This window comes from Kerstersia sp. (assembly GCF_052103615.1).
Lineage (GTDB): Bacteria > Pseudomonadota > Gammaproteobacteria > Burkholderiales > Burkholderiaceae_B > Kerstersia.
The window spans coordinates 32,603-41,441 of sequence record NZ_JBQEKA010000022.1 but is presented as its reverse complement, the minus strand read 5'-3'; the positions used below and the strand labels follow the sequence as shown (position 1 = coordinate 41,441).

General features: G+C 62.2%; 4 protein-coding genes and 1 pseudogene. 2 read left to right on the top strand and 3 right to left on the bottom strand.

What is annotated here, in order from left to right; all coding sequences use genetic code 11:
* Positions 1-205 precede the first annotated feature (205 nt).
* Entirely contained in the window at positions 206-1,594 is a 1,389-nt protein-coding gene (locus ACTJGZ_RS07370) for a dicarboxylate/amino acid:cation symporter (protein ID WP_441662291.1), read from the bottom strand.
* 424 nt (positions 1,595-2,018) lie between these two features.
* Here ACTJGZ_RS07370 and ACTJGZ_RS07365 point away from each other — a divergent pair, with 424 nt between their 5' ends.
* Both ACTJGZ_RS07365 and ACTJGZ_RS07360 read left to right on the top strand, forming a co-directional pair.
* Positions 2,019-3,863, top strand: coding sequence for a sensor histidine kinase (locus ACTJGZ_RS07365; protein ID WP_441662290.1), 1,845 nt, complete (start codon positions 2,019-2,021; stop codon positions 3,861-3,863).
* Complete coding sequence (locus tag ACTJGZ_RS07360) at positions 3,860-5,215, top strand: sigma-54-dependent transcriptional regulator (RefSeq protein ID WP_441662289.1); 1,356 nt, start codon at positions 3,860-3,862, stop codon at positions 5,213-5,215. Before ACTJGZ_RS07365 ends, ACTJGZ_RS07360 begins: the two co-directional genes overlap by 4 nt.
* A gap of 18 nt (positions 5,216-5,233) precedes the next feature.
* Here the strand turns inward: ACTJGZ_RS07360 and ACTJGZ_RS07355 are convergent.
* Together ACTJGZ_RS07355 and ydiJ are read right to left on the bottom strand one after the other, a co-directional pair.
* Positions 5,234-5,550: pseudogene (locus tag ACTJGZ_RS07355) on the bottom strand (ArsR/SmtB family transcription factor).
* Between the two features lie 134 nt (positions 5,551-5,684).
* Positions 5,685-8,807 (bottom strand): D-2-hydroxyglutarate dehydrogenase YdiJ, encoded by a 3,123-nt coding sequence (gene ydiJ, locus ACTJGZ_RS07350; protein WP_441662288.1) that lies wholly within the window; start codon positions 8,805-8,807, stop codon positions 5,685-5,687.
* Positions 8,808-8,839: the final 32 nt, after the last annotated feature.

Here is an 8,839-nt window from a genome sequence, read left to right as displayed (position 1 = left end):
TTATTAGACAAGCAATAATCTCTGCCAGAAAAAAAAAAATCACTTCTGACCTGCCGGTCGCCAGGGCTGGCGGGGCCGTATCCAATTGCGCGTGGCGGGCAACCCTCAGAGGTTTGCCCGCCACGCGTTTACTCTATTCTGGGCGCCGCCGCCATGCCGGCGGCGCCTGGCCCGGCCCCTTCCCTTGCAGGCCGGCTCGTCTGGTTCAGACCCCGTGCTGCGGAATGCCTGCCGCCGGCACATCGCGGCGGTCCGCTTCCGACTCCAGATCGGAGATCGGCGCGCTGGCCAGGATATCCGGCACAGGCTCGCCATCCAGCACTGCTGCCAGCCGCTCTTGATCCAGCTCGCCTTCCCAGCGGGCCACCACAATCGCCGCAACCGCATTCCCGGTCAGATTCGTGAGCGCCCGGCACTCAGACATGAAACGGTCAATTCCCAGAATCAGCGCCATGCCTGCGATAGGTACGCTGGGCACAACCGACAAGGTCGCCGCCAGGGTAATAAAGCCCGCGCCAGTCACACCGGCCGCACCCTTGGAGCTGAGCATCGCTACCAGCAGCAACAGCAATTGCTGTTGCAAGGTGAGCGGAATATCACAGGCCTGGGCAATAAACAGCGCGGCCATGGTCATATAAATATTCGTGCCATCCAGATTAAACGAATACCCCGTCGGCACCACCAGGCCCACCACGGACTTCGCGCACCCTGCCCGCTCCATTTTCTGCATCAGTGTCGGCAGCGCGGCTTCGGACGAACTCGTTCCCAGAACCAGCAGCAATTCCTCGCGGATATAACGCACCAGCTTCACAATGGAAAAGCCGTTGTAACGCGCCACCGCGCCCAGAATGACCAAGACGAAAAACACCGAAGTCAGATAGAAAGTCACCACCAGCAGCGCAAGGCTGGAGACCGATTCGATCCCATATTTGCCAATGGTGAATGCCATGGCGCCAAACGCTCCGATGGGGGCCGCCTTCATCAGCATCGCGACCAGACGGAACACCGGGCTCATCAGCGACTGCATGAACGTTAGCACGGGCTTGCCGCGCTCACCGACCATGGCTAGCGAAATACCGAACAGCACCGAAACGAACAGCACTTGCAGGATATTGCCGGTATTGAACGGGCTGAGCAGCGTATCGGGAATAATCCCCATCAGGAAACCCGTGATGGTGCTGTCATGCGCCTTATCAACATAGCCCTGCACCAGGGCCGGATCCAGCGTCACCGGATCAATATGCATGCCGTGCCCCGGCCGCACCACATTGCTGACCACCAGGCCGACAATCAGGGCCAGCGTGGAAAAGGTCAGGAAATAAATCATGGCCTTGCCGACCACGCGCCCGACTTTCTGCAAATCGCTCATGGCGGCAATGCCGGTCGTGACCGTCAGGAAAATCACCGGGGCGATAATCATCTTCACCAGCTTGATGAACGCATCGCCCAAAGGCTGCATTTTCTCGCCAAGATCAGGGTTGAAATGCCCAAGCAGGATACCTATCGTGATGGCCACGATCACTTGCACATACAGGATTTGATAGATTTTAGGCTTGCGCACGGGCGCACCGCCACCGATGAACATATCGGCCATGTCGTTTGTCCCCTTTCTGGTTTCGACTATCACGGCGCGTCTATTTTTGAGCGGCGCGCCTCGTGCCCGGTCTTGCTTGCTGCGCAGCGAATGGGCCTGCCGCTGCGCTAGAGGCCGCCCTCCAGGCGCCCAGGCAAGACGGACTACCGCCTTGCTTCCGTGCAGCCAAGCAATTTCCGTGCCAATAGTAGAAACTCCTGAGAAACCGCCAGCAATTCACTGCCTTCCCAGGCAAACGGCGCGGCAGCCGGTAACTGCCTGCCAACCTGCCTGGCGCCTGAATCACTTATTTGTGCGAAAATCCACACATCGAAATAGCTAAAGTGCGATTTCCCGCACAAATGGGTTTTCAATACAGCAGTTTCAATACAGCGATTTCGATACAGCGGTTTATCCTGCAACGCCATTCCCCCCGTACCCGATCATGCCTGTGGCCCCTTCCCCGTCGTCTGCGCCGTCCCCGCTGGCTCCCGCCCTGCGCCGGGAATGGCTGGCCCTGGGCGTGACCGGACTGATCGCCTTGATACTGGCGTTCTGGCTGGCGGGCAATGCCAGCCGGACGCAAACCCTGAACGGGCTGCAGGAACGGCTCAACAGCCTGGCGCGCAGCCAGGCGGAAGTCATCAGCAACATACGCAATAAGTACCGCGACTTGCCCTATGTCCTGGCACAGGACCCGGAACTCCGCGAGGTGCTGGCCCATCCTGCCGATGCAGCCGCCGTCAACGCCCTGAACCGCAAACTCGCGGAACTGGCGCATGCCACCGGCGCCAGCGTGCTTTACCTCATCAACGCTGAGGGGCAAACACTGGCCGCCAGCAACTGGCAGCGCCCTGAAAATTTTGTCGGGCAGAATTTCCTGTTCCGGCCCTATGTCACGGATGCCTTGCGCGACGGGCAAGCCGAATATTTTGCGCTGGGCACCTCCAGCCAGCGGCCCGGCCTGTACTTTTCACGGCGCCTGGGCGGGCCAGAAGCAGCCGGTACCGGCGTCATCGTGGCCAAATTGGAGTTCCACCAGCTGGAGCGCGAATGGCAGCACTATGCCGATACGCTATTCGTGACAGATGCCGATGGCATCGTCATCCTGAGCAGCCAGCCGGCATGGCGCTTCATGACGACCTTCCCCCTGCCCGCCGCGCGCATGAACGCGCTGAAGGCCGCCCAGCCCTTCGGCCCGGCGCCGCTGGAACCCTTGCCATTACGCGCCGCGACACACGACGGCTACCCTCTTTTGCAGGACATGGCGGAAACCTATCTTGAAACAACCATCCGGGTAGGCGACAGCCGCTGGCAACTGCATGCCCTGACCCCCACACGCAGCTTGCTCGCCAGCCAGGCGGCCACGGCCAGACTGACAGCCCTGCTGGCGGTCTTCGCTTGCCTGGCGCTTGCCGCCCTCTGGCTGCAACGCCATCAGCGGGCCCGAGAAAATGCCCTGCATCAACACCACCAGCGGCTTGAACTGGAACGCCTGGTGCAAGAACGCACCGATGCGCTGCGTCTGGCTAACCGGCAACTGGAAAGCGAAATGCAGGCGCTGCAAGCCTCCCGCGCCAAGGCGCGTGAACTGCGCGAACAACTCGAACAAGCGGACAAACTGTCATTCCTGGGGCAAATTGCCGCCGGTGTGGCCCATGAAATCAATCAGCCCGTTGCCGCCTTGCGCATGTATGCCGCCAATGGCCGCACCTATCTGGAACGCCAGGATACGGCCAGCGCCGCCCGCATCCTGGATGCCATCGACCAGTTGACCAACCGGATTGGCCTGATCACCTCCCAGCTTTGCCATTACTCGCGCAAAACTGCCGATGAAAGCGCCGATATCAGTGTGCGCGAAGCCCTGGATAATGCCCTGCTGCTGCTGGCGCCGCGTGCCAGACGCCAAGGCGTCGAACTGGATATTCATGGCGTGCCGCCGCGCCTGAGCGTGCGTGCGGCCCAGGTACGCCTGGAGCAGGTCTTCATCAACCTGATCCGCAATTCGCTCGATGCGCTGCTGGATGCCCCGGCAGGCCGCCTGCGGATCCAGGCCCAGGCCCGCAACGGCATGGCCGAAATCCATTTGCAAGACAACGGCCCCGGCATCGCCCCGGAGATGCGCCAGCGCCTATTCATGCCTTTTGCCTCGGGGCGCCGTGACGGCCTGGGGCTAGGCCTGCTGATTTCCCACGACATCATTCACGCCTTCGACGGCAAGCTGGAAGAGCGTTCCCAGCCTGGCGCTGGCGCGCATTTCGTCATTACCCTGCCACTTAGCCACCCATGACCCTGCACATCGCCTTCATCGACGACGATCCCGACTTGCTGGCAGCCACCACCCAGAGCCTGGAACTGGCGGGTTTTGAGGTCGCCGCCTTCCAGAGCGCGCAACAAGCCCTGGATCAGCTGCCGCCGGACTACCCCGGCGCCATCATCAGTGATATCCGCATGCCTGGCATGGATGGCATCGAGTTCTTCCGCGCCCTGCGTGCCCGCGACCCGGAACTGCCCGTCATCCTCATTACCGGCCACGGCACGATTGAAATGGCGGTTCAGGCCATGCAGGAAGGCGCCTATGACTTCCTGACCAAGCCCTATGCGCCAGACCACCTGCTGACCGCCGCCAGGCATGCAGCCACCCAGCGCCGCCTCTATATGGAAAACCGGCAGTTGCAACAGGCCCTACAAACCGAAGCGGGCGGGCCGCCCTTGCTGGGCGATTCCGCCATCATGGTACGGCTGCGCAATACCCTGCGCCACATTGCCGATGCCGACGCCGATGTACTGATCGAAGGGGAAACCGGCAGCGGCAAGGAAGTGGTCGCCACCCTGCTGCACCGCTGGAGCAAACGCGCGCCCCACCGCCTGGTGGCGGTGAACTGCGGCGCGCTGCCGGAAAACATTATTGAAAGCGAGCTGTTCGGCCACGAAGCCGGCGCTTTCACTGGCGCGCAGAAGCGCCGCACCGGCCTGATTGAGCATGCCAGCCGCGGCACCCTGTTTCTGGATGAAATCGAAAGCATGCCGCTGGCCGCGCAGACCCGCTTGCTGCGCGTGCTGGAGAACCGCAAGGTGCAGCCGCTGGGCAGCAATGAAGAACGCGAAGTTGACCTGCGCGTCGTGGCCGCCAGCAAAGTCGATCTGGGCGACCCCGCCCAACGCATCAGCTTCCGGGCAGACCTGTATTACCGGCTCAATGTGATTACGCTGCGATTGCCGCCGCTGCGCGAGCGGCGCGAAGACATTCCGCTGCTATTTGCCCACTTCTGTGCCTTGGCAGCCAGGAAATTTTCCCGCCCTGCCCCGCCGCCTAGCGCGCAAACCCTGGCCCAGCTCGAAACGCATGACTGGCCCGGCAATGTCCGCGAGCTGGCGCATTATGCCGAACGCCATGTGCTGGGCCTGACGCAATATGATGCCTGCGCCACCCTGCCCGCCGGGCAAACCTTGCCAGCGCGGATGGAACAATACGAAGCGCAGGTCATCAAGCAGACGCTGGCCGCCTGCCGGGGCAGTGTCAAGGATACGATTGCCGCCCTGGGCATTCCGCGCAAGACCTTTTACGACAAGCTGCAGCGTCATGGCATACAACGCAGCAGCTTCGCGGAAACCGGCGCCAGCGACGAGACGCCGGATTAAGATCCGGGCGCCTGGCGCTCAGGCCTGATGCGGGCTGTAGATTTGCTTGAGCGCAGCGATCAACTGGCGCACGCGCTCATCGTCTATCCGGTAGTAAAGCGTCTGGGAAGCCCGGCGGTACGTCACAGGCCTTCCTCGCGCATGCGCGCCAAATGCTGGGACAGGGCCGACTGGCTGAGATCCAGATGCTCCAGCAGGCTGCCAACTGACATTTCTTCGTTTTCTATCAGCAGGCACAAAACCAGCAGACGGCGCGGATTGCCCGCAGCGCGCAGCAGGGCTGCGGCCTGTTCGGCATCGGCATCCAGGAACTGACACAGCGCCTTGGCTGCCAGACTGCCGCTCTTGCCCTTGGCGGCGCCGGGGCGCGAGCCGGCGTCGGCATTCCGGCCTGGGGTTTCCGCAGCGGAACGGGAAGCCGGATTGGCGGTTTCCTCGTGCTGCACGAGATCTTCACGTGGGCTGATCGTCATGATGATATTGAGACAGACAATTCTGTAGTGTTTAGCTGAGCCTCAATAATAGCTGCACCTGAACTTATGTGCATCCTTTGCTGCACATGATCACGTAACGCCTGCAACGGATGACGCGTCTCGTAGGGAGAGAAACGTTTGACCTGGCTGCGGCAGGAGTAACCATCGGCCAGCACGCGCGAAGTCGCGCCATTGCTAATTAAGACAGGTTCCCAGGACTGCGAGAAAATGACCCGCGAGGTCTGCTGGTTACGGGTTTCATGGCCATAGGTGCCTGACATTCCGCAACATCCGCTTGCCTGTACTTTCAGAATAAGCCCAAACTTCTCGAAGACTTTCTTCCAAATATCCACGCTGGCCGGCGCGTTGGTTTTCTCGGTGCAGTGGGCCATCAGCAGATAAGGCTGGGCATCCGCCACACCTTCGGCCGCCTGCTCAGGCAACATATCGAGCAGCCACTCCTGCGGCAGCTTCACCTCGGGCGCATCCTCGCCCAGCAGGCGCAGATACTCCTGCCGGTACGTCAGTGTCATGGCCGGGTCCAGCCCCACCAGCGGCACGCCGCTGGCCGCCAGGGCCTTGAGCCGGGCCGCATTGCGGCGCGCCGCCTTTTCGAAGCCTTTCAGGAAACCCTGCACCTGCATAGGCTTGCCATTGGGCATGAAGGGGGCCAGGTAAATCCGGAACCCCAGCATGGAGACCAGCGCCATCCAGTCGCCCAGCACCCCGGTATCGAAATAACGGGTGAATGCATCCTGCACCAGCACGACGCTGCGCGCCCGCTCAGCCGGGCTTAAGGCCGCCAAACGCTGCGGCGTGGCCAATTCGGCCTGCCACTGCCGCTTGACGGCCCCGAAGTCGCGCGTATCCAGCAAGGGGCTGTCTGACAGACCGGCAGTGCGGGCCAGCAGCTTGCGGGTCATGCCCGCCGCCATGACCGCGTTATAGGCCCTGGGGTAACGCGCCAGCGTGGGCAGCGTCGATTCCAGCGAGCCCACCAGGTAATCTTTCAGGGGCCGGAAGTGGCGGCTGTGATAAAGCTCCAGAAAACGCGAACGGAACGCCGGGACATCGACTTTGATCGGACACTGCCCGCTACAGGACTTACAGGCCAGGCATCCCGCCATGGCATCGTAAACCTCGTGCGAAAAGTCCTGTTCGCCACGCCAGCGCCGCCAGGCATTGCCCGCCTTGGCGGGCAGGCTGCGCCACAAGGGTTGGCGGCGCGCGGCTTCCGCGCTTTCCAGCACATCCACCCCTTCCTTTTGCTGGCGCCACAGCCATTCACGCATCAGCGACGCGCGCCCCTTGGGGGAATGCACCCGGTCACGCGTGGCCTTCCAGGACGGGCACATGGCGTCGTCCGGGTCATAGTTATAGCAAGCGCCATTGCCATTGCAATGCATGGCAGCGCCATAGCTGCGCCAGACGCGTTCGTCGATTTCACGGTCACGATCCCCCCGCAGCGGCACGCCATCAATGCGCAGCAAGGGCTGGGTCGCCGCCGTCGGCGTGGCGATCTTGCCCGGATTGAGCTGATTGCGCGGGTCAAAGGCCGTCTTCAGGGATTGCAGCAAGGGATACAGTTCGCCAAAGAACTTGGGCGCGTATTCCGAGCGCACGCCCTTGCCATGCTCGCCCCACAGCAGGCCGCCATAGCGCTGCGCCAGCGCCGCCACCGCGTCAGAAATCGTCCGCAACAGGGCCGCCTGGACTTTATCCTTCATATCCAGGGCCGGACGGACGTGCAGCACCCCCGCATCCACGTGGCCAAACATCCCATATTGCAGCCCGTGGCTATCCAGCAGCGCCCGGAACTCGGCAATGAATTCCGGCAGGTTTTCCGGCGGCACGGCGGCATCCTCAACAAAAGGCTGCGGCCGGGCTTCCCCTTGCGCATTCCCGAGCAGCCCCACGGCACGCTTGCGCATGCCATACACCTTGGTCACGTTGTCACGGCCTTCGGCCAGGGTATAACCCAGGCGGCGCACGCTATTGTCGGTGCGCAGCACTTCCAGGAAACGGTCCACCATGGCCTGCAAGGCCACCGGATCGTCATCACTGAACTCGACCAGATTGATCCCCAGCGCCGGGCCGCTTTCCTGCTCGGGGAAGAATTCCGCCACGCTGTGCCAGACGATATCCTTCATGGCCAGGCCCAGCACCTTGGAATCCACGGTTTCAATGGATAAAGGTTCGGTCGCCATCAAGGCGCGCGCATCCTTGAGCGCATCCATAAAGCCAGCGTACTGCACGTTAACGAGGGTGGCATGCTTGGGAATCGGCAGCACATTCAGCGTTGCCTCCACGACAAAGCCCAGAGACCCTTCCGCGCCGCACAACACGCTATTGAGGTTGAAGCGCCCTGCCTCATCACGCAAGTGCGCGAGGTCGTAACCCGTCAGGCAACGGTTCAGCGGCGGGAAACCCGCCACGATACGTTCGTGGTGGCGATCGAAAATATCCTTGGCCACGCGGTGCACCAGCCCCGCGCGCCCCGGCAGGCCGCAACGGCGCGCCAGCTCGTCGTCATCGACCACATGGCTGGAAATCCGCTGCCCGCCCAGCAGCACATAATCCAGTTCCAGCACGTGGTTGCGCGTCTTGCCGTAGCGGCAGCTGCCCTGCCCGCTGGCATCCGTATTGATCATGCCGCCCAGCGTGGCTCGGTTGGAGGTGGACAGTTCCGGCGCAAAGAACAGGCCCAGCGGCTTGAGCGCCGCGTTCAGCTGATCTTTCACTACCCCGGCCTGCACCCGCACCCGGCACGCCGCCACATCAATATCCAGAATCTGGTTCATGTGGCGCGACACATCCACCACAATGCCGTCTGTCAGGGATTGCCCATTCGTGCCGGTGCCGCCGCCACGGGGCGTCAGCACCACCTGCTGAAACTCGGCCTGGTCAGCCAGCCGCGCCAAACGCTGCACATCTTCCGCATGGCGCGGGAAAACCGCTGCCTGGGGGAAGCGCTGATACACCGAGTTATCCGTGGACAACACCGTCAGCATGGCGTCATCGCGCGCAATATCCCCCTCAAAACCGCTGCGGGCCAGCGCATCGAGGAAAGCATGGCAATGGGGAGCGAGCTTGCGCTCTACGGGAAGGGTAGCAATCATGGGCTTCTTACCTGACAGCCGGCCCAGCCGCG

What these genes read in the sequence shown, in the direction of transcription:
- ACTJGZ_RS07370 (WP_441662291.1), bottom strand. Translation starts at nt 1,594, where the DNA reads ATGGCCGATATGTTCATCGGTGGCGGTGCGCCCGTGCGCAAGCCTAAA.
- ACTJGZ_RS07360 (WP_441662289.1), top strand. Translation starts at nt 3,860, where the DNA reads ATGACCCTGCACATCGCCTTCATCGACGACGATCCCGACTTGCTGGCA.
- ydiJ (WP_441662288.1), bottom strand. Translation starts at nt 8,807, where the DNA reads ATGATTGCTACCCTTCCCGTAGAGCGCAAGCTCGCTCCCCATTGCCAT.
- ACTJGZ_RS07365 (WP_441662290.1), top strand. Translation starts at nt 2,019, where the DNA reads ATGCCTGTGGCCCCTTCCCCGTCGTCTGCGCCGTCCCCGCTGGCTCCC.